This is a genomic window from Reichenbachiella sp. 5M10, from assembly GCF_002742335.1.
Classification (GTDB): domain Bacteria; phylum Bacteroidota; class Bacteroidia; order Cytophagales; family Cyclobacteriaceae; genus Reichenbachiella.
In genome coordinates this window covers 3,909,191-3,928,538 of record NZ_MDGR01000007.1, presented here as the reverse complement: position 1 = coordinate 3,928,538, position 19,348 = coordinate 3,909,191, and the positions used below count along the sequence as shown (strand labels likewise).

16 protein-coding genes are annotated in these 19,348 nt (G+C 46.0%); 6 read left to right on the top strand and 10 right to left on the bottom strand.

All coding sequences use genetic code 11. The features are described 5' to 3' along the window. The first annotated feature begins 37 nt into the window (after window positions 1–37). Window positions 38–454 carry a globin gene (locus BFP72_RS15935; protein ID WP_099600084.1) on the top strand — a complete coding sequence of 139 codons (417 nt, stop codon included), beginning with the start codon at window positions 38–40 and terminating at the stop codon, window positions 452–454. On the opposite strand, the gene BFP72_RS15930 is transcribed toward BFP72_RS15935, so the two are convergent. Continuing rightward, entirely contained in the window at window positions 451–1,470 is a 1,020-nt protein-coding gene (locus BFP72_RS15930) for an FAD:protein FMN transferase (RefSeq protein ID WP_099600083.1), read from the bottom strand. The two genes, BFP72_RS15935 and BFP72_RS15930, sit on opposite strands and share 4 nt — an antisense overlap. Window positions 1,471–1,616: 146 nt before the next feature. On the opposite strand from BFP72_RS15930, the gene ruvB reads away from it, so the two are divergent. After that, complete coding sequence (gene ruvB / locus BFP72_RS15925) at window positions 1,617–2,645, top strand: Holliday junction branch migration DNA helicase RuvB (protein ID WP_099600082.1); 1,029 nt, start codon at window positions 1,617–1,619, stop codon at window positions 2,643–2,645. A 1-nt stretch (window position 2,646) separates the two neighbouring features. Next, complete coding sequence (gene queG, locus BFP72_RS15920) at window positions 2,647–3,579, top strand: tRNA epoxyqueuosine(34) reductase QueG (RefSeq protein WP_369824135.1); 933 nt, start codon at window positions 2,647–2,649, stop codon at window positions 3,577–3,579. 33 nt (window positions 3,580–3,612) lie between these two features. On the opposite strand, the gene BFP72_RS15915 is transcribed toward queG, so the two are convergent. Beyond that, window positions 3,613–4,113 carry an outer membrane beta-barrel protein gene (locus BFP72_RS15915; protein WP_099600080.1) on the bottom strand — a complete coding sequence of 167 codons (501 nt, stop codon included), beginning with the start codon at window positions 4,111–4,113 and terminating at the stop codon, window positions 3,613–3,615. 149 nt (window positions 4,114–4,262) lie between these two features. On the opposite strand from BFP72_RS15915, the gene BFP72_RS15910 reads away from it, so the two are divergent. Further along, window positions 4,263–6,305, top strand: coding sequence for a M3 family metallopeptidase (locus BFP72_RS15910; RefSeq protein ID WP_099600079.1), 2,043 nt, complete (start codon window positions 4,263–4,265; stop codon window positions 6,303–6,305). A gap of 5 nt (window positions 6,306–6,310) precedes the next feature. On the opposite strand, the gene BFP72_RS15905 is transcribed toward BFP72_RS15910, so the two are convergent. After that, window positions 6,311–6,739, bottom strand: a complete 429-nt coding sequence (locus BFP72_RS15905; protein ID WP_099600078.1) for a hypothetical protein — start codon at window positions 6,737–6,739, stop codon at window positions 6,311–6,313. A gap of 205 nt (window positions 6,740–6,944) precedes the next feature. Here BFP72_RS15905 and BFP72_RS15900 point away from each other — a divergent pair, with 205 nt between their 5' ends. Together BFP72_RS15900 and BFP72_RS15895 are read left to right on the top strand one after the other, a co-directional pair. Further along, entirely contained in the window at window positions 6,945–8,351 is a 1,407-nt protein-coding gene (locus tag BFP72_RS15900) for an MATE family efflux transporter (protein WP_099600077.1), read from the top strand. Window positions 8,352–8,479: 128 nt separating this feature from the next. Beyond that, window positions 8,480–10,480, top strand: a complete 2,001-nt coding sequence (locus tag BFP72_RS15895) for a HAMP domain-containing sensor histidine kinase (protein ID WP_099600076.1) — start codon at window positions 8,480–8,482, stop codon at window positions 10,478–10,480. 24 nt (window positions 10,481–10,504) lie between these two features. Here the strand turns inward: BFP72_RS15895 and gpmI are convergent, their stop codons facing one another. The 7 genes from gpmI to BFP72_RS15860 form a co-directional block, all read right to left on the bottom strand. Further along, window positions 10,505–12,025, bottom strand: coding sequence for a 2,3-bisphosphoglycerate-independent phosphoglycerate mutase (gpmI, locus tag BFP72_RS15890; RefSeq protein ID WP_099600075.1), 1,521 nt, complete (start codon window positions 12,023–12,025; stop codon window positions 10,505–10,507). 77 nt (window positions 12,026–12,102) lie between these two features. Beyond that, window positions 12,103–13,314 carry a murein hydrolase activator EnvC gene (locus tag BFP72_RS15885; RefSeq protein ID WP_099600074.1) on the bottom strand — a complete coding sequence of 404 codons (1,212 nt, stop codon included), beginning with the start codon at window positions 13,312–13,314 and terminating at the stop codon, window positions 12,103–12,105. After that, a complete protein-coding gene (locus tag BFP72_RS15880; RefSeq protein ID WP_099600073.1) occupies window positions 13,295–14,050 on the bottom strand; it encodes a DUF4292 domain-containing protein in 756 nt (251 codons plus the stop codon). Before BFP72_RS15880 ends, BFP72_RS15885 begins: the two co-directional genes overlap by 20 nt. Continuing rightward, window positions 14,043–15,800 (bottom strand): tetratricopeptide repeat protein, encoded by a 1,758-nt coding sequence (locus BFP72_RS15875; protein ID WP_099600072.1) that lies wholly within the window; start codon window positions 15,798–15,800, stop codon window positions 14,043–14,045. The genes BFP72_RS15880 and BFP72_RS15875 overlap by 8 nt, the downstream gene beginning before the upstream one ends. Window positions 15,801–15,896: 96 nt before the next feature. Further along, window positions 15,897–17,417: a lipopolysaccharide biosynthesis protein gene (locus tag BFP72_RS15870; RefSeq protein ID WP_099600071.1), complete on the bottom strand. Its 1,521-nt coding sequence runs from the start codon at window positions 17,415–17,417 to the stop codon at window positions 15,897–15,899. 18 nt (window positions 17,418–17,435) lie between these two features. After that, a complete protein-coding gene (locus BFP72_RS15865) occupies window positions 17,436–18,221 on the bottom strand; it encodes an enoyl-CoA hydratase-related protein (RefSeq protein WP_099600070.1) in 786 nt (261 codons plus the stop codon). 132 nt (window positions 18,222–18,353) lie between these two features. Next, complete coding sequence (locus tag BFP72_RS15860; protein ID WP_099600069.1) at window positions 18,354–19,283, bottom strand: NAD-dependent epimerase/dehydratase family protein; 930 nt, start codon at window positions 19,281–19,283, stop codon at window positions 18,354–18,356. Window positions 19,284–19,348: the final 65 nt, after the last annotated feature.

The window sequence follows — 19,348 nt, the reverse complement described above, 5'->3', positions numbered from 1 at the left end:
GTGCCCTAGTTTTGTGTGCTAAATCAGTTGATGTATTATGACAGAAAAAGTAACGCAAGTAAAGCTTAGCTATGGTCGGTGTGCTGTTTCACCTAAGTTTTTTGAAGATTTCTATGATGATTTTATGGACTCGTCACCTTTGATTCGGGCACGGTTTGAAAATACTGACATGGAGGCACAAAGAGCACTGCTGAGGCACGGGTTGTCTCATCTCATCATGTATGCAGCAGGGAGTCATGCTGCAGGCATGAAAGTAGACCGGCTAGCCGACTCTCATGCCAAAGGAAAGTTGGATATCCAACCTTGGATGTATCGACACTGGATTGATTCCCTCCTCCGTACTGTCCAAAACCATGACAGGAAAGCGGATGATTTACTGCTTTTGGTTTGGAAGGAAACAGTACAGCACGGGGTTGACAAGATGGTTGCTGGACATGGAGGGGGGAGAATTTAGGGGAGTACCTCGATGAGGGACTGTACTCCTTTGGAAGCATAGGTCGCCAAGCTCCCGTCTTCAGCAGAAAAGATTAAGAACCCTTCTAGTTCCTTGTTGTCCTCGATCATCTGGATGGAGCGGTCTACGCCGAGCACCATACATGCGGTAGCATAGCCGTCGGCTAGGGCACAGTTTGGCGCGTAGATCGATGCACTCAAGAGGTTGTGACGAATTGGAAACCCTGTGTATGGACTAATTGTGTGAGAGATGATTTGCCCGTTTTCTTTGTAGTAGTTGCGGTAATTGCCTGAAGTGGCAAGGGCGGTGTTTTTGACAAACGTCGTTGCAAATAATGTCCCCGCTTGGCGGTTCATTTCTGGTTTTTCTATGCCAATTTTCCAGTAAGTTCCTTTTTCGTTTTTGCCTCGACAGACGACTTCACCACCGATCTCTACCATGTAGTTGCGGATACCTTGGGCATAGAGGAAGTCTGCGACTATGTCCACGCCATATCCTTTGGCTGTCGCGCTAAAGTCGAGGTAGGTATTGGCAGGCTTGCTGGCTCTCTGCTGGTCAAATTTGACTTTGTCAAATCCTACGATCTGAATAAGTGAATCTACCAGACTACTGTCTAGACTTAGTTTTTGTTGTGGACCAAAGCCCCACACATTGACCAATGGACCGATGGTTGGGTCAAAAGCGCCATGGCTTTTTTGGTAAATCTCCTGACTGATACGCAGCATGGGGTAGAGATAGGCAGTTTCATAGTTGGCGTGATTGGTTTCATTGAAGGTAGAGATTTCAGAACTCGGGATGTAAGTCGAGAGGGATTCGTTGAAATCCACCAAGAGTGAATCGATTTCAAGTTGATAGTCACGACCAGCTAAGTCGATATATTTAATCGAATAGGGGACAACTCCCATCGTCGTGCCTTTGAGATGGGTGATTTTTGCTTCTTCATCTTTATGAAGCTGGCGCCAAACAACCAGTATACCTATGGCCAAAACGATTAATAATATTCTTCTTTTTTGCATGTGTGAGGATCGATATCGGAGCGCAAAGAAATCGAAGAAAGACTAGAATGTGAAACAACGTCAAAACTTGTTGATTCCTTTCTATCAGAGAATCACTAATTTTGCTTCGAATGTCCCTATTTTTAGTTGTTGATTAGAGATCCTAGATGAGAGAAGATTATTTGAATTCAGACGGTGAAGACATGGTGCCCGAAGAGGTAGAGTTTGAAAAAGCACTGCGACCCTTGTCGTTTGATGATTTTTCGGGGCAGCAAAAAGTGGTGGACAATATCAAAATATTTGTGCAGGCGGCCAAACAGCGATCCGAACCATTGGACCATGTGCTCTTGCATGGCCCTCCAGGCCTGGGTAAGACTACCTTGTCTCATATCATTTCCAACGAACTGGATGCGAGTATCAAGATCACTTCTGGTCCAGTACTGGATAAGCCAGGAGATTTGGCAGGGTTGCTCACCAACTTAGAGCCAAACGACGTGCTTTTTATCGATGAGATCCACCGACTCAATTCTGTGGTGGAGGAGTATCTCTACTCTGCGATGGAGGATTACCGCATCGATATCATGCTCGATTCGGGTCCCAATGCACGATCCGTTCAGATCGGATTGAATCCCTTCACGCTTATTGGAGCGACGACTCGTTCGGGATTGTTGACCTCTCCATTGCGTGCTCGGTTTGGGATCAATGCACGATTGGAATATTATGATTCGACGTTGTTGTCCAAGATTGTCAAGCGTTCGTCGGCGATACTCAATACCCCGATAGATGAAAATGCAGCCTTCGAGCTGGCACGCAGGAGTCGAGGTACTCCTAGGATTGCCAATAATCTGCTGCGTCGTACGCGAGATTTTGCTCAGATCAAAGGGAATGGCACCATCACAAAAGAAATAACCAACATGGCACTCGACGCATTGGATGTAGACGCAAACGGGTTGGATGTGATGGACAATCGTATCTTGTCGACAATTATCAATAAGTTCAAAGGAGGGCCAGTAGGGATCTCTACTATTGCCACGGCGTGTGGGGAGGAGGCCGATACAATCGAAGAAGTATATGAGCCTTTTCTGATACAGGAGGGCTATATCAAGCGTACTAGCCGCGGCAGGGAGTGCACCGAACTCGCTTATAAGCATCTGAAAATCGTACCTCCTTCGCGGATGGGGACTTTGTTTGACTGATTTGGATAGGGTTAAACTCACACATCTCATCAAACAAAAGGCTCTTCAGGAGGGGTTCATGGCCTGTGGGATTGCCAAAGCGGATTTTCTAGCTGAGGAGGCACCCAAGCTGGAACGCTGGCTCAACCAAGGGATGCATGGAGAGATGGGGTATATGGCCAATCATTTTGACAAGCGCCTCGATCCCCGCAAACTTGTTGAAGGGGCAAAGACGGTGATTTCATTGAGTTACAATTATTTCCCCGAAAGTAATCTAGCGAAGGAGGACAACTACAAAATCGCCAAATATGCCTACGGCAAGGATTATCACTACATCATCAAGCCAAAACTCAAGACAGTGCTCCAGGAGGTCATCGAGCAGGTCGGGGAGGTCAATGCACGTGTTTTTGTGGATTCGGCACCCGTCCATGAGCGAGCTTGGGCCGCCAAGGCAGGCATCGGTTGGGTGGGAAAGAACTCTTTGTTGCTCAATAAGAAGAGCGGATCTTTTTTCTTTTTGGCAGAGATCATCTTGGATGTAGAACTGGATTATGACAGTCCGGTCAAAGACTATTGCGGGACATGTACCAAGTGTATGGATGCTTGTCCGACGGATGCTATTCCAGAGCCTTATGTGGTGGACGGGAGTCGCTGTATCTCATACTTGACGATCGAGCTCAGAGATCAGATTCCGAGTGAGTTTCAAGGCAAAATGGAGAATTGGGTGTTTGGGTGTGACATTTGTCAGGATGTGTGCCCATGGAATCGGTTTTCAAAACCGCATCAAGAGGAGAGTTTCATGCCACATGCTCAGCTGGATGAATGGTCCAAGTCGGACTGGGAAGAAATGACGGAGGAGGTGTTTCGGGAGGTATTCAGAGGGTCGGCTGTGAAGCGAGCCAAATACGAAGGCTTGAAGAAGAACGTCGCTTTCGCGAAAAGTAGGAATACCTAACACCTTTGAAAACAAAAGTGTTAGGTTGGTTTTTTATTGTTTGAACGTATAGTAAATACCTACGTTGAACATCGACTGTGGAGACATGTTGGCATCCAAAGTGAAGCTCTCGTTGATCAAGCCAACCGAAACGATTCGACCGACCATGCCCCATCTCGGCGCGATAGCGAAAGCGAAACCTCCGTCAGCAAAAACATCTACGTTTGTATCAGAGTCTCCAGGGTCAGAGGATACAGAATTGATTCTTATATTGGCGCCTGCATACAAAGAGAATTTCTCTGAGATAGGCCACCAGTATCTACCGTAGACATGTGGAGCGATGGTTGTCACATCAGTAGCGCCAGTATTGTCCCCTTCGAGGTGCAATACAAGACCCAACTGGAGGTTGTCCTGTAACCAGTATCCTGCTTCTGGAGCGAATTTCCAATAGTCTTCGGCAAAACCGATTCCACCACCAGCATACATGCTGCCCTGCTGTGCGTACATTGTGTTAGCGGCAAATAACAGTACCGCGATTGCTAAAAGTTTTTTCATGTGTTTAAAAAATTATGTTCAGTATAAAATTTGTCATAAAAGAGACAGTATGCAACAGCTGTAGATGATTTTTTTGTGAAAAGAAATTAGGAAAATCAATATTGGTTCACAATCCTATAATTTAGCATTCCAAAATTTTGAATAAGACTATGTCAGATAAGAATCCTTTGTTGGAGCCCTTCACAGGCCCTTTTGGTGTGGCGCCATTTGCTGCCATTGAGTTAATACATTATGAATCAGCGGTCAAGCAATTGATCGAGGAGTCCTTGGCAGAGATCGATGCACTGGCGAATAGTTCGGATGCAGCGACTTTCGAAAATACACTCGTCGCTCTGGACCGTAGTGGCAAGCAATTGTCTGCAGTAGCAGAAGTGTTTTTTAATCTCAACTCGGCAGAGACGTCTGACGAGATGCAGGCACTCGCTTCGAAGTTGTCACCTCTCTTGACCGACTACAGCAATGCTATCATGCAAAACCAAGAGCTATTTGATCGAGTCAAATCTGTATACGATACGATAGATCAGTCGATACTCGATGCGGAGGATCAGATGCTGCTGGAGAAGACCTACAAGGGGTTTATCCGCAGTGGTGCTAACCTCAGTGATGAAGAGAAGAAGATCTATGGTGAGAATGCCAAAGAGCTGGCACAGCTTCAACTCAAATTTGGAGAGAATGTACTTGCCGAAACCAATGCTTACGAACTCATCCTCGAACACGAGGACGATTTAGCAGGACTCCCCGAGGGTGTACGTGATGCTGCAGCTCTAGCAGCAGAGCAAAAGGGCTACAAAAATCAATGGTTGATTACACTACAAGCACCGAGTTTTGTTCCTTTCATGGAGTATGCTGATCGTCGAGAGTTGAGGGAAAAACTCTACCGCGCTTACATGTCCAAGGCTTCTAAGGGTGACGCCCATGACAATCAGGAGAACGTCAAAAAAATAGTGGCTCTTCGCTATGCGCAGGCAAAATTACTGGGGTATGACAGTTATGCGGATTATGTATTGGAAGAGCGGATGGCAGAGTCTCCAGACAAGGTCAATTCGTTTTTGAATGACTTATTGGAAAAAGCCACTCCGAAAGCCAAGGAAGAAGTCGAAGAGGTCAAAGCTTTCGCAAAAGCGCAAGGACTCAAAGGAGAACTCGAACGATGGGATTGGTCGTATTATGCGCAGAAACTCAAAAACGAAAAGTTTCAGATCAATGATGAAATGTTGCGGCCGTACTTCAAGTTGGAGAATGCGGTGCAAGGAATATTCGAAGTGGCGAAGCGTTTGTATGGTTTGACTTTCAAGAAGAACGTCGAGATACCGGTCTATCATGAGGAAGTGAGCGCCTACGAAGTGCTCGATGAATCGGGCAAGCATATTGCGGTGTTTTTTGAGGACTACTTTCCTCGAGAAGGTAAGCGTGGCGGGGCATGGATGACCTCCTATAAGAGTCAGTACAATGATGGAGTAGATCATCGGCCGATTGTATCGATTGTGTGCAACTTCACACCAGCTACGGGGACGAAGCCTTCGCTGCTGACATACAACGAGGTGGAAACTTTGTTTCACGAGTTTGGACATGCACTCCACGGAATGCTAGCCAATAGCAAATATGCGTCACTGAGTGGGACGAGTGTGTACTGGGACTTTGTGGAATTGCCTTCTCAGGTCTTAGAAAACTGGGTTCAGGAGAAGGAATGCCTGGATTTGTTTGCCAAGCATTACGAGACAGGAGAGACCATCCCAGAGGAATACATCCAAAAGATAAAGCAGTCGTCCAATTTCAACGAAGGTTATCAGACCATGCGTCAGTTGAGTTTTGGATTGATGGATATGGCTTGGCACTCGCTGCGAGGCGAAGAGTTGGAGGTAGAGAGTGTGGTGGGGTTTGAGCGCCAAGCCATGTCACGTACCGAGCTTTTCAAGCCCATAGATGGAGCTTGTATGAGTACGCAGTTTAGCCATATTTTTCAAGGAGGCTATGCTGCAGGATATTATAGCTACAAATGGGCGGAGGTTTTGGATGCTGATGCATTCTCTTTGTTCAAGGAAAAGGGCATTTTCAACAAAGAAGTTGCGACTTCCTTTCGTGATCACATCTTGTCTAGAGGAGGGAGTGAGCATCCGATGGACTTGTACAAGCGATTTAGAGGACAGGAACCAACCGTGGACGCACTGCTTGAGCGGAGTGGTTTGAAATAATGAGACTATTCAAGGTTTTTTGTGACAAGCAACTCTACGGTAGTGGGGTTGCTTGTTTTATTTGTAGTGGGCCAGTGGTCTACCCATACGACTTGAGTCAAGGAGACTGTGTATCCAGAGACTTGTGCCGAGTTTGGAAGGACTGAGCCGATGGATAGGTTGAATTTTTGCTGATTGAATGCGCACTGTATGGTGAAGGAACCTTGGCGTATGCATAGTGCGGTGTCTGGGCACAAAGAGTCCTCAAGTACTTCTTCAAATCTGATGCTGTCTTTTTCTACGTGTAGATAAACCACCTCGTCTAGGGAGAGTACAAAGGTGTCGGAGAGAGAGACATAGCGAGGCGGCTCGTCCTGCTGGCAACTGCTCATCCATAGTACGATGAGCAAGAGGCCTACCACTGAGCCTACGGTTAGAATGATTTTTTTCTTCATATGCTATAGACACAGTTTGAGAGGGATAGGTTGGAAGAAAATTGTACGCGGTGTGCGCTACCAAATCCGAAATCTACGTAGATTGCATGACCAAAAATCCGAATGGAGTCATGTTAACAAGAAGAAAGAATCCCGTCGTCTGTCAGTACGCCTAACTCTAGGCCTCACAATCACTTCTTTTACTTTACGCTTAACTACAATTCTCATGACTTCTATGTTCGATCAAATCAATAAGATATATAAGTATTTTTTGCTCGCTTTGCGAGGCAAAGAGACCGAGTTTACGACAGGGAGTATCAATCGTGCGATTTTCTTGCTGTCTGTACCGATGGTGCTCGAGATGATCATGGAAGCACTGTTTGCAGTGGTGGATGTGTATTTTGTGGGGAAAGTCAGTGTAGATGCTGTCGCGACAGTTGGGCTGACGGAGTCTGTGATGATGATGGTCTACGCCATAGGCATTGGATTGAGTATGGCTGCTACAGCTGTCGTGTCTCGCCGCATTGGAGAAAAGAAACCAAAGAAAGCAGCGGACGCGGCGTTTCAGGCGATCATGGTGGCCGTCGTGTTTTCTATCGGGATATCGATCGTCGGGATAGGGTATGCGGAAGATATACTGCGCTTGATGGGAGGTTCGGAAAAGCTCATTGCCAATGGTCATGGATATACCAAGGTCATGCTCGGGGGCAATTTGTGTATTATGCTTTTGTTTCTGATCAATGCCATCTATCGTGGAGCTGGTGATGCGTCCATGGCGATGCGTTCGCTTTGGATTGCCAACGGGCTCAATATCCTGCTGGACCCGTTGTTTATTTTTGGGTTGGGTCCTATTCCTGCTTTTGGAGTGGAAGGGGCCGCTATTGCGACGACTATTGGCCGCTCGATGGGCGTGTTTTATCAAGTCTTTGGATTGATGAGTGGCCGGCGTATCATTACTTTGACGATTGACAATCTCAAGTTCAAATGGAGGACCCTTCAGCGTATTGTTCGGATTGGGGCAGGAGGTATGGGACAGTTTCTCATCGAGTCAGCCAGTTGGCTTTTGTTGGTGCGTATCATTTCAGAATTTGGCTCGGCGGCCTTGGCGGGGTATACGATTGCGTTTCGAATCATCGTGTTTACAATCTTGCCCTCATGGGGGATGGCCAATGCAGCGGCGACCCTTGTAGGGCAAAATCTAGGAGCGGGAAAACCTGACCGGGCGGAGCGATCGGTGTGGGTAACTGCTCATGTCAATACGGTGTTTTTGTTTTCGGTTTCGATCTTGTTTTTTATAATGGCACCGGAGTTTGTGAGTATCTTTTCGGATGATGTGGTCACAGGAGAGTATGGAGCTTTGGCGCTGAGGATTATTTGTGTGGGGTACATCACTTTTGCTTACGGGATGGTCATCAGCCAGGGTTTCAATGGGGCGGGAGACACCAAAACGCCTACTTTGATGAATATTGTTTTCTTTTGGTTGATTCAAATTCCGCTGGCATACTTGTTGGCAATGGAATGGGACTTTGGATTTTCGGGGGCGATTGTGTCTGTATCGATTGCTTTTGCCTTGCACGCTGTAGCTTGTGTGTGGCTGTTTAAAAGAGGCAAATGGAAGGATACAAGGGTTTGATAGAAATCATCTATGTTCTGTAGAGCCAGAAAGGCAGAAGAGACCAGAGGCTTTGTGTGGGATAATTCTAAGGGCTTTCATGGCTTGGGTTGTTGCCTATTTTGGAACTTAATCTGTATCTTTTCAGCATGAAGAGATATCTCTTGTTTTTATCCTTCCTCCTGTTGACTTTTTTGGATATGATGGGTCAATCCCATAAGGTGGACAGCCTTAAGGCGCTATTGTCTGCTAGTAAGGAAGATACCAACAAGGTTCAGCTTCTCAACGAACTGATTTTTGAGTTGTCGTACGGAAACAAACACGAAGCGCTAGATCGTGTATGGGAATCTGTCGCTCTGTCTATCAAGCTGCAGTATGATGAAGGGATCTATGAAGCATACGATTTGCTAGGCATTATATATCTGGACAAAGGGGATTTGGATTCTGCGGAGATGTTTTTGCTCAAGGCGATGGTTTATTTTGAGGACCAAGAAGATGAGCGTAAATTATTCAATGTATACCAAAAATTGGGGCAGGTACATGTGGATCGAAAGAGTTACAAAATCGCCTCGAATTATTACAAAAAGGAGCTAACGATTGCGATGAGATTGGATGATCCTCAGATGATTGGTAGTGCCTATAATGACAAGGCATCACTACTGATCAGCAAGGGATGGGATCGGCGCAACAGTGTCAGAGACACAGCGAACTACATCTCTTATTTTTATGATGCGGTTCCTTATATCTATCAGTCCATCGAGTATTTCAAAAAAGCAGATCACCCAAAAGGAGTGGCGTTGGCGTATGGCAATTTAGCGATTCTACAGGAGGAGTTGTATGAGTTGGACGCTTCGATGCACAGTATGAGTCATGCTATTTCTTATTTCGAAAGGATGAACTATAAAAGCTATCTAGTCACAGCGTACAATCATCTCAATCGAATTCATCAAAAACTGAATCAGTATGATTCTGCTTTGTACTACTTGGATTATAGTTTGGCTCTAGCCATCGAGCTTGAGAGTAAGATCGATGAGCGCAATGCCTATGCTCAATTGAGTGATGTGTACTATAGTTTGGGGAATTACAAACTTGCGTATGGGTACCATCGTGAATTTGACGAAATCAACAATCAGATCTTGGCACGAAACAAACAAGCGACAATTGACGAGCTGGAGGTGCAATATGCAAGCCGAAGGCAGCAGCATGATTTGGAGATACAGGAAGTCGAAAATCGCCACCAAAAGATCATTATATTCTCGGGAGTAGTATTGTTGACGGCTATGCTTGTGGTGATTTTGATCTTTTGGAGAAAGAATCAAAACGAACGCCAACTCAATGTCCTATTGGCCCAGAAGTCTGGTGAATTGAGGAAGAGTAACTTACTCACTGCACAACAAAACGCGCAGTTGACGGAGTCTTACAATGAACAAAAGAATCTAATGGCAGTCGTGGCGCATGATTTGCGAGCCCCTCTCAATAACCTCAAGGCGCTGATCGGTTTGGTCGGTGCGGTAGGTCAACTCACCGAGGAGCAGGACGAGCTGAATCAAAAGGCACTGCAAGTGATTGAGGGGGGAGAATCGTTGATCTCAGATATGGTCAATCTGACACGGTTTGAAAACACTATTGAGTTGCGAAAAGAAGAGCTACACCTCAATAGTTTTTTGGCGGAGATCTTGGAGATCCACACCTCGTATGCGGAGCGAAAGGGGATACGTTTTCGTATGAATGCTGACTCTCACTTCATCTATGTAGAGACGGATAAAAATCATTTGACACGGATCATGGACAATTTGATTTCTAATGCGATCAAGTTTTCTCCTCACGATAGTTTGGTAGAGGTGCAGGTCATGACTGGATTGGATCATGTGATGATCAGTGTCGTGGATCAAGGACCTGGGATGTCTTCAGAGGATTTGAATCAAGCATTTCAGCGATTCAAAAAACTATCGGCACGTCCGACAGGAGGCGAAAACTCAACGGGGCTCGGACTGTCTATCGTCAAGACGCTGATCGAAAAATTGGGAGGTGAGATCACGATAGAATCAAACATGGGAATGGGTACGAGTTTTTTGATCAAGCTACCCTGCTCAGAAGTACTCATAGAAAGAAGTCAAAAAAAAACCGGATCTATGTCTGACCCGGCTTAGTTTGTCTGTGTTGTATTCAGGAGTCTAAATCAATAGGTCCCCAGTCATTTCCTCTGGAATCTCTACACCTATCATTTTGAGAATTGTAGGAGCTAGATCTCCCAGTTTTCCATCTTTGACAGGTTCCTTGATGTCCTCATCGACAAATATACAGGGTACCAAGTTGGTAGTGTGCGCTGTGTTAGGAGACCCGTCTGCATTGACCATGATGTCTGAGTTGCCGTGATCTGCGATGATGATGGCTGAGTAGCCGTTGGCTTGAGCGGTCTCTACGACAGATTGTGTACAAGCATCTACGGCTTCACAAGCCTTGACAGCTGCTTCGAACACACCTGTGTGACCGACCATGTCAGCATTGGCAAAATTGAGACAGATGAAGTCTGCTTCGCCTTTTTCTAATTCAGGGTTGATTTTGTCACGGATATCTGCTGCGCTCATTTCAGGCTGTAGGTCATAGGTCGCGACTTTTGGCGATGGAGCGAGTAGTCTTGTTTCTCCTTCGAATACTTCTTCACGCCCTCCAGAGAAAAAGAAGGTTACGTGAGGGTATTTTTCGGTTTCTGCAATTCGGATTTGTTTTTTCCCAGCTGCTGCGAGTACTTCTCCGAGTGTGTTGACCAAGTTGTCCTTGTCATACATGACAGTGACACCTTCGAAGGTATGGTCATAGTTGGTCATTGTGTAGTACTTGAGAGAGAGTTTTTTCATGCCTGCCTCTGGGAAGTCCTGTTGAGTGAGTGCTTCAGTGATTTGGCGTCCTCTATCCGTACGGAAGTTGAAACAAATCACCACATCGTCTTCTTCGATAGTTGCCAATGGCTTTCCCTCTTCGTCGACATGTATGATCGGCTTGATGAATTCGTCTGTGACTCCTTCGTTGTAGGATTTTTCTAGGGTGGCGATTACATCATTGGTTTGCTCTCCTATACCATTGACCATGGCGTCATAGGCGAGTTTGACGCGCTCCCATCGCTTGTCTCTATCCATGGCGTAGTATCGACCTGTGACAGAGGCGATTTGGCCTGTGGTTTTGTCCAAGTGGTCCTGTAGTTCGGTCAGAAATTGCTTGCCGCTTTTGGGATCAGTGTCTCTACCGTCTGTGAAGGCATGGATGTAGACATTGTTGAGGCCTTGCTGTGCAGCGCCATCGCTGAGCGCTTTGACGTGGTTGATGTGAGCATGGATCCCCCCGTTGGATACTAGGCCGATGAGGTGGACTTTCTTGTTGTTTTCTTTCGCGTAGGCAAATGCTTCCAACAAGGTTTCGTTTTGGGCCAAAGACCCATCTTCAGCTGCTTTATTGAGACGGACGAGGTCTTGGTAGACGACTCGGCCTGCACCGATGTTCATGTGACCAACTTCAGAGTTGCCCATTTGTCCTTCGGGTAGACCTACTGCTAGCCCAGATGCTTCTAGTGTGCTGTTGGCATACTTGGCATACATCGAGTCCACGAAAGGAGTTTTTGCACTATTAATCGCTGAAACCTCAGGGTTTGTCCCTAGCCCCCAGCCGTCGAGTATCATTAATATAACCTTCTTGTTCATCGGGCAAATATAGAATTTGCGCTGCTTGTATTGAAGGGTTAGAGACTAAAACAGGTTAAGTTAAGTAGTGATTTGTGTTATTTCTTGTACAACCACTTCTCTGGATCGAGCTTGACGTTGTTTTTCCAAACTTGAAACTGCAATTCTGAGATTCCATCTTTGTTGGTGTAGACGGACCCGAGACTTTGTTTGGCTTGGATGACCTGCCCTTTTTTGACGTTGACGGTTTTGAGCTTGGCGTAGAGCGTGTAGTAGTCTCCGTGTTGGATGATCACGACGCTATTCATACCAGGGACGAAGGCAGTGGTAGCGACTTTTCCGCTAAATACCGCGTGGACTGTCGCATCCTTTTGGGTTTGGATGTCTACTCCTTGATTTTCGACGGTGATGTTTTTGAGCACCGGATGTGGGTGTTTGCCAAATTTTTCTGATACAAACCCTGAAGTCACTGGCCAAGGTAGTTTGTTTTTGTTTTCTTCGAATGAAGAGGATAACACAGCCCCTTCTGCGGTAAGAGCGATGGTGTTGGATTTAGACTCTTTGCCTTCGTTGGATTTTTTGATTTCCTTTTGGATGATTTCGGCGAGTAGTTTGTCCAGTTGTTGGATGGACCTTTGTCGGTCTGTGAGTTCCCGTTTAAGCTCTTTCTCACGCTTGCTTAGGTCTTGAATTAGCTTGTCTTGTTTGGTTTTTAGACCGAGGAGGTTTTTGTTTTCCTTGATTTTGGAATCCAAGAGGTGGCTTTGTTCTTCCTTCTTGGCGAGTAAGCTTGATTTTTGACCGTTGAGCGCTTCTGCGACTTTTTCTATTTGTTGTACTTGTCGCTGACGGGCAGTGGCGTATTGTTCCAAGTATTTCAATCTCAAAAAGAGCTGATTGAAAGTGCTTGCCGAAAACAGGAAAGTCAGTTGGCCAAACCCCATATTGGCTTTGTAGGCATTGTAGATCATGTCTGCATATTCTTCTTTGAGTTGATTGAGATCAGACTCTAGAGATTGGGTCACGATGGTCAAGTCACGGATTTCACTATTGATCATCGACACCTCTTGGTTGATGGATTGGATGAGCTCCTTACGGATGCCGATTTGGTGGTTGATGGCCTGTAGTTGGCCGAGTGACGCTGTTTTTTCTGTAGCGGTCTCTTTTAGGATTTTTTGGGCCTCATTGATCCTTTTGAGGTTTTCTTGTTTTTCCTTCTCGATTTCAGCTTTGCTTTTTTGTCCCGAGACTTGTAGGGATACGAGCAGTAGTAGGCAGACAAGAATGGGGTTAATTTTTCTTGCGAGCATATTTGGATGGAATACTGATAGAGTAGTTGTAGTTGTTTTGATCAATTTCGACTTTGACGTGATTTATTGTAATGTTAGCAATTTTTTTCTTTTGATACTTCGTGTCAAAGTAGTCTGCATTGATCTCTACCTTTTTTGGGTATACCATTAGACTATCGAGCTTCTCAAAATTGTCATAGGAGATGTCAAGACGGTTGGGGGTATTGATGCTTTGCGCTTCGAGTCGTTCGAGTTTCATGGTTTTGAAACCCACGTAGCTGATGAGTCTTAGGTCCCCTTGCTCTTGGGTGATGACGTAGTAGCCGTTGCGTTTAGTGACTTGATTGTTTTTTTTGACTGGCCAGACGAGGTTGCCGACGATGATAGATTCTATCATCCCGATTTGAAAATCAAAATTAAAACCTTTGAAGAGGTTTTCGAGATTTCGATGTGTGTACTCTTTGTGGATCTTGTCGAGCAACAGGATTGAATCTGAATCAATCAAACCTCGTGCGGCTTCTATGCCAAGGCCAGGAGAGAGCGAAAACCAAATGGCGCTGTCTTTGCGCATACGGATATTGGCAGTGAACTTGAGGTTGTCATCCCCTTTGTACTTCATTTTCGACTTGATCGCGATGTTCTCGTATTTCAGATCATTGAGATTGAATTTGTCGTTGGTGCTATTAAATAAAGTGAAGTTCTTGTTGCAGCCTGTCAGTAAGACGGCACAGGCGATGCACATCAGTAATTTATTCATAAAGCTGTCTATCCGCTATTTTTTTGTCAAGGGTACTGCTGTCCTCTACCAAATCTCGTGCCCGTTTCCATTGGGTGACTGCTTCGTCGATTTTTCCGGATTGGAACAATGCGTCACCGTAGTGCTCGATGATGACGGCTCCCGAGTCATATTTGATGGCTTCTTCGAGGTATTTGACCGCTCCCTCATAGTCTTTCATCATGTAGAGTACCCAGGCATGAGTGTCGAGATAGGTCGGGTTGGTGGGGTAGTCTTTGACCAATTTGGAAGACATAGCCTTGGCTTTCTCTAGGTCTTTTTTTCGCAAGGACAAAAAGTAACTGTAGTTGTTGAGGACATGGTCGTTGTCTGGCTTGGACTTTAGTGCTGCTTCGTAGGCTGCATCGGATTTGCTATGATCGCCTAGGCTATTGTAGGCATCTCCAAGTTGTCCATAAAATAGGCTATTGAGGTTTGCGTCACTAGCTGCGTAGACTTTCCCTGCGTTGAAGGATTGGACGGCTCCTTGGTAGTCTTTGTTGATCAGATGAGCTGTACCATTGTAATAGTAGAGAGAGGCTTGGTTGGGGAAGCTTTCCATCGCCAATTCCGTGTGCTTGATGACGGCATCATAGTCTTGGAGTTCCATGTCTATGTTGAGGATGTTTTGCCACACGTTGAAATTCGAACCATCGAGAGTGAGAGTTTGTAGGTAGTATTCGCGAGCCTCTTTGAGTTTGCCTAAATTGTAATAAAGATCACCAGTCATCGCTAGCGCTTGGTACGAGTCTGGGTGTGTTTCTACTAGCGTGCCTGCTAGTGCGAGGAGCGGTTCATTGAGCTGCTGGTCTGGGAGCATGCCGAGGTAGCCAGCGAGTGTTCGGATTTTGGCTGTGACATCCACACTGGAGCTTTCGAATGGCACTTGTAGCGCATTTAGAGCCTCGACCGTTTTCCCTTGTTTGCGGTAGACTTCAGACAGCATGATGTAGAGACTTTCATTTTTTTTGCGGGTTTTGATTTGTTCGTTAAGGAAAGCCTCAGCCTCGGTGAGGCGTTCGTTGGAGAGCAATATTTTGGCTTGAGTCATGACATATGACTCTTCGTCAGGATTGAGCTGTATGAGTTTATTGCCCTCTCGGATGGCTTCATCCAGATTGTTTTCTTTGAGGTATACGTGTTGTTTTTGTACGGAAATTTCTTCCATAGGGCCAAGAGCCTTTTCCGCTTGTTCGTAGCTAGCGATGGCTTCTGGATATTTCTTTTGATAGATCTGTACAGCAGCCAAGTCAAAGAGGTAGTTTTCTGTGCCAGGGATGTTTTGTACAAGGTCACTGTAGGTGATTTCAGCTTGATCCAATTCGCCAAGGCTTGTTTGTACACTGGCGAGGTATAGATAGTAGAACTTGTTGTCAGGATCTAGATTTCGTGCATTGGTAGCATATGGGAGGGATTTGGCGAGATCTCCTTCGGCATTGAATATTTCTGCGATCTTGTAGTGTGCTGCAGCGTTTTGTGGGTCTATCTCGAGTGCTCGCTCAAAAAACATGTAGGATTTTACATAGTCCTTGAGGATGTAGAATTTTTCTCCTTCGAGGAAGTAGTGATCAAGTTCGGTACGTTTTTCTTCGGATAGCTCGTTTTTGGAAGATTTGGATTTGTCGTTTCGACGGTTTTTTCGCTGTGCAGAGGCTCCTTGACTGAGTAGAAGGATACACATGGCAAAGGCTAGATATCGAGCGAGCGAGGGAATGTGAAACGGAAAATTCATAGATCAGTTTGAAACGAAAAACAAAATTAACTAAAAAGAAGAGTTACTTATCAATTTTGATGCCTTTCTAGCTAAGGCTGAGTGCATTCATGGTGTTTAGGGGATTTTGAACCCAAAGATGATGCGGCCTGATAGGTGTTTCTTTTCTCTAAAGTAGATGTACGTGATGAAAAGCAATACTGCTGTGTTTTTAACCAAAAAATTGACCGCCCAATGTCCTAGGTTCAACTCAAACAATGCGACACTACCTATACTGGAGAGTAGGAGGTATTCCAGAGCTTTGGGGAGGTCGTATGGGATCGGATAGTATTTTCGTCCCAGCAGATAGCTAATCATAGTCATGCTAAAAAAGGTTGCCAATGTAGCGAGAGCACTTCCAAAGTACCCCATGGTCGGGATTAGAAGATAGTTGAGCCCGAAAGTTAGTAGAGCGCCAAACCCTGTGATGATTGCACCATATTTGGTTCGATCGGTGATTTTGTACCACACGGATAGGTTGTAGTTGATCCCACTAAAAAGATACGCTAGTAGTAGGATGGGGACGATGTAGATTGCTTCGCGATAGTCAGGGTTCGTCAAGAAGATCACGCTGATGGGTTGGAGGTTGACTGATACGGCGAGGAGTACCACTGAGTTGAATACAACGAATCCGCTCATCACTCGTGCAAAGAGTTGGGGAGAGTTTTTGCTCTCTGCATTAGAAAAAAAGAAGGGCTCTGCGGCATAGCGGAATGCTTGGATTCCTAAAAGCATGAATACAGACAGTTTGTAGCATGCGCCAAATATTCCGAGTATATCCATGTTGCTCTTGTCAGGGTAAAATCCTTCGGGGAGCCAATATTTGAGCATGGCACGAGATAGCATTTCGTTGGTGACAACTGCGAGACTCATGATGAGCAAGGGTGAGGCGTAGCTGAGTATCGGTTTGAGTTTATGAAGGTCTATTTTGAACTTGAAATCGCGGAGCTCTTTGTGTAGCAGGATGAGGACGGTTGCATTGGCTAGGACGTTGGACAAGAAGATATATTTGACTTTGAAGGTCATGTCATAGTGTCGTGCCACGGTGTCTTGTAGTTCAGGCCAGAGTGTGCCTTGTATGATTTGGTAGCATATCACATAGAAAAACACGTTGAGCAGGACTGTGAGGATCACATTGAAGAGCCGAATGAAGGCGAATTTTTTGGCTTTTTTCTCTAGGCGAAGCCTTGCATAGGGGATCGCGACGATGGCGTCTATGGCGATGATCATTGCCAGCCAGTAGATGACTGTTTCGTGTCCAGCATAGCCCAGTACAGCAGCGACCGGATGAGCGAATACGCAGATGATCGCAGAGAGGGTCAAGCTGGATAAGATAATCGAACTGAGAGACAGGTTGTAGATTTCTGAACTACTTTGATCTGCTTTGGAGGCAAAGCGAAAATAGGCAGTTTCCATGCCATAGGTGTAGATGGCATAGAGAAACCCCACATAGACGTAGAGCTCTGTATAGATGCCAAATTCGTCGGTGAGCAACACTGCGGTGTAAAGGGGGGTTAGAAAATAGGTAATCATCCGCCCGATGATACTACTGAGTCCATACCACACAGTATCGCCTGCCAATCCTTTTAGCCCTGCCATGTTAGTTTGTGATTTAGATTATTCGCCAATGAAATTGGGCTTCCTTTTCTCTAAGAAAGCTTGTGTGCCTTCTTTGAAATCTTGGGTGCCACAGCATTTGCTGAACGCATTGGCTTCTGTTTGGTAGCCGTTTTCTCCACTTGTATGTACGGCATTGATGCTGTCGATGATGAGGCCCACTGCGATGGGGGCCTTTTCTTTGATTTTGTTGAGGATTTCTAGAGCCTTGTCCATCATGCTGTCTTTGGACTCACAGACATAGTTGACCAACCGGAGTCGGTAGGCTTCTTCTGCGTCGATCATGTCTGCGGTGAGGAGGAGTTCGATGGCTTTTCCTTTTCCTACCAGACGAGTCATACGCTGTGTGCCGCCATAGCCTGGGATAATACCCAGATTGATTTCGGGCTGACCGAATTTGGCAGTTTTGACCGCTATCCTGATGTGGCAAGCCATCGCCAACTCACACCCCCCACCAAGGGCGAAACCATTGACTGCAGCGATCACGGGTTTGGAGAGGCGTTCGATTTTTTCAAACAATTCTTGGCCTCTTTCGGCCATACTGCGTCCATTGACTTCATTGACTTGAGAAAACTCTTTGATGTCTGCGCCCGCTACGAAGGCTTTTTCGCCTGCACCAGTGAGGATGACTCCTTTGATAGATGGGTCATCGTCAATCTCTGAAAACACCGTGTCCAGTTCATCCAATGTCTCGCGATTGAGGGCGTTGAGTGCTGGTTCTCTTTGGATAGTGACGATTAGAATCTCGTCTCGTTTTTCGATGTGTAGGTTTTTAAGTTCCTCCATTATTTTGATTAAAGGCTTGGCCAAATGTATTTAATGCGGACAATAATTACTAGCTAAGCGAGAAATTATCATCCGCAGGTCAGCTTCATGCCTAGGCTTGTGTTACCAGCATGGGCACCATCTATCGTTGGATTAGAGGTTGGCCAAAATCACTTCAGTCATGCGCTGAAGGTCGTACGCTGGTTCCCAGCCCCATTCGGCACGGGCCACAGAGTCATCGATGCTTTGTGGCCAGGATGCGGCGATATGCTGCCGTTCGTCTGGACGATAGCTTATTTGGAAGGATGGATAGTGTTTTTTGATCTCTTCGTAGATTTCACTTGGCGTGAAACTCATGCCAGAGAGGTTGTAGCTAGATCTGACGGATATGCGATTTGCAGGTGCATCCATGAGCTCTATGGTGGCACGAACAGCATCATCCATATACATCATGGGTAGACGAGTGTCTTCTTTGAGAAAACATTCAAAGTCCAGCCCAGCCTTGGCTTTGTGGTAGATGTCTACAGCATAATCCGTGGTGCCACCGCCAGGTAGAGATTTGTAGCCTATCAGACCTGGATAGCGGATGCTTCGCACGTCGACATCATGCTTCTCATGGTAGTATTCACACCAGCGTTCTCCGGCTAGCTTACTGATGCCATAGATCGAGTTGGGATCCATGAAAGTCTCTTGGGGCGTGTTGAGTTTGGGAGTGCTCGGTCCGAAGACTGCGATGGAGCTCGGCCAGTATAATCTTTTGAAATGCCCCTCTTTTGCCAAGTCGAGGATGTTGACAAGGCTGTTCATGTTAAGTTCCCAAGCGAAGCGTGGACTGGCTTCAGCTGTGGCAGACAGCAGTGCTACCAGATGGTAGACTTCTGTGATTTTGTACTTGTGGAGGACTTCTTTGACACGGCTCATGTCCATGACGTCCAGCACTTCGAATGGCCCGTTTTGAAGAGCCTCTAAGGGTTCTTTTTTGTCTGTAGCGATGACACGATCATCACCGTACAGCTCACGCAAACGGAGGGTGAGCTCTGCGCCCAATTGACCGCATGCACCGATCACTAATATGTTGTTCATAAGGGTTCAATGTTGTGAGCCAAAGGTAGGAAGATTTCCATTTCAAAAACTGCGATTTTGGTCGT